The organism is Vibrio sp. T3Y01, from assembly GCF_013114525.1.
GTDB lineage: Bacteria > Pseudomonadota > Gammaproteobacteria > Enterobacterales > Vibrionaceae > Vibrio > Vibrio chagasii_B.
On record NZ_VTXJ01000049.1, the window covers coordinates 1 to 2,113 of the forward strand.

Annotated in this window: 1 protein-coding gene and 1 pseudogene; both read left to right on the forward strand. The window is 38.7% G+C overall.

The genetic code is table 11. The features are described 5' to 3' along the window. On the forward strand, window positions 1-1,053 hold a 1,053-nt coding region (locus F0232_RS24855), incomplete at its 5' end, for a hypothetical protein (protein ID WP_171751089.1). 250 nt (window positions 1,054-1,303) lie between these two features. Continuing rightward, a pseudogene (locus F0232_RS24860) lies at window positions 1,304-2,113 on the forward strand (EAL domain-containing protein); the annotation flags it as partial.

The window sequence follows — 2,113 nt, forward strand, 5'->3', positions numbered from 1 at the left end:
AATTGCAGTTTTATGCAGTTTGCATGGCAATCTTTTGCTTATTATACCAGTGACAAGACACCGGATTTATTCTTGAATATGATGCCGAAAGACAGAATATTTAAAGAGATACCCGATAGTTGGGACAATAAAGGTGATCAAGGATTAGTACAAAGTGAGATCCTTCAAGCCGGCTCTAATTTCCCATTGAACGATCAAGAAAGCAATCCAGTCTTCTATCAACAAAGTGTCAATAAAAAATTCTACAATGACATCGTCAAACACGGATTAAACAATAGCCAATGTGTCGCCGAGATTGACAGTGGGAAAACACCGTTTGAAATATCCCCAGGCTCCACTGAAGTAAAAACCTCATGGAAATTAATATCTAATAACGACAACCCTGAAAAATTTTTCACTATTCATAGAGATGTTGAGCTCAACGGGGTAGTAAGGAGTAATGTTCTAATGGGCTTGGTTGGGATTCATATAGTACGAAAAACAAGGAATCATCCTGAATTCATTTGGACCACATTTGAACACAAGGAAAACGCTCCTGATTGTGCTGATGTTCCTAACCTATCAAATTTTGAAAAATCAGGTAAATGGACATTTTTCAACCCAATGTCCTTTCAGAAAGTGAATACTTACTTCCCTGGTAAACCTACCCAAGTCTGTAGAGAAACACCCTATGGGGTTGGTTTTTTAACGAAAACTGAAGTAGCTAAAGATATAAAAGCGCTTAACGAGGCAATGTCAGATTATTACCAATCACGCAAATCTGTTTGGTCTAACTACTTCCTTGTGGGTACATCTTGGACAGTCTCAAACGAGAGTGATTTAAATAAAGGAGAGGTGCCTCCCACTTGGAAAAATGAAATAGGGGGTTCGAAGTTATTATCAAACAGTACAATGGAGACCTATGTCCAAAACCCTCAATGGTTTGCTTTAGTGCACCCTAAAGAAGATAGGGGCTGTTTTGCTTGCCATAAATATGATCCTTTAACAAAGAAAGCCTTACATTTAAGCCATATGTTTAATGCGGCCCAAGATTACGGTCAGTGTTTTCTTTAAGGCTTGATTTAGAGCCTAAAAATTAAAACTTCCTAACAAAAAGTGATCAGCTTTCCACTTTTATAATTTGCCTTTTAAGATCAAGGATTTCTTATAGAAAGAAACATTAATTAAACCGCATAATAACATTTGACAACTCAACACAATCCGTTGGATTTATAATTATAAAGAGTTAAGCATGCGATCCAGACCCCCTTGGTTAAACCGATTATTCAGTCCCCACCCTCAATGGGTCTATAAGACTGGTGTTATGTTATTGGCCCTGTTATTTAGCTTATTGGCTTCATTGGCCACCAGTCTTTATCAAGTTCATAATGAAATTAAGCATGACGTCGACTACCTCGATCAAATCGTTTCTGTTGCGATTAAATATGGGCTTGAAAAACCCACTCTTTCTGAAGCCAGCGTCGCTAGCGGTGAATGCTCCACTGACACTATAGAGCAGTTAGAGAAGCTTTATGTGTCGCATCTACTTATGTCGATACCCATCGTTAATCTTGATAAGCAGAAACCCTATACCTATTGCTCTCCTTTCGGTGTTGAGCAGTTTGAACAACGTAATTTTAAGAACTTACTTAATACAAAATTAAAAGGAGAAATGTGGCGTTTAGCGATTTATTCTCTCTCTACAACCCCAAAACATCCCCCCTATCTATACGGTTCGAATGGACAATACGGTTTCCTCTTTCCATTACGCACGGAATACCTTTTTCTTGAAAATGATTTAGACCACCAACGCTCTATTCGTTTATCTTTACCAAAAGAAAATTACACTATCCTTGAAATAGGCAGTTTGCCCAATGCCGATCGCCTGTACTCGAACTCAGTTGCTTCAAACTATCTGCCTCTTACCTTTGAATCCTCCGTCTCTACCTCACGAGTGCTCTCGAAGTTTAAGCAAAACTTGTGGCCGGTTACCACTTTACTCTTTATGATTTCACTCACCATTCTTTGGTTATGTGTTTCCTATTGGCACGCAAAAAAAGAAATTGCTCTTCAAAAAGCGGTTCGAGACGCCCAGTTTTTCCCCTATTATCAACCCATCGTCGACGCACAAACA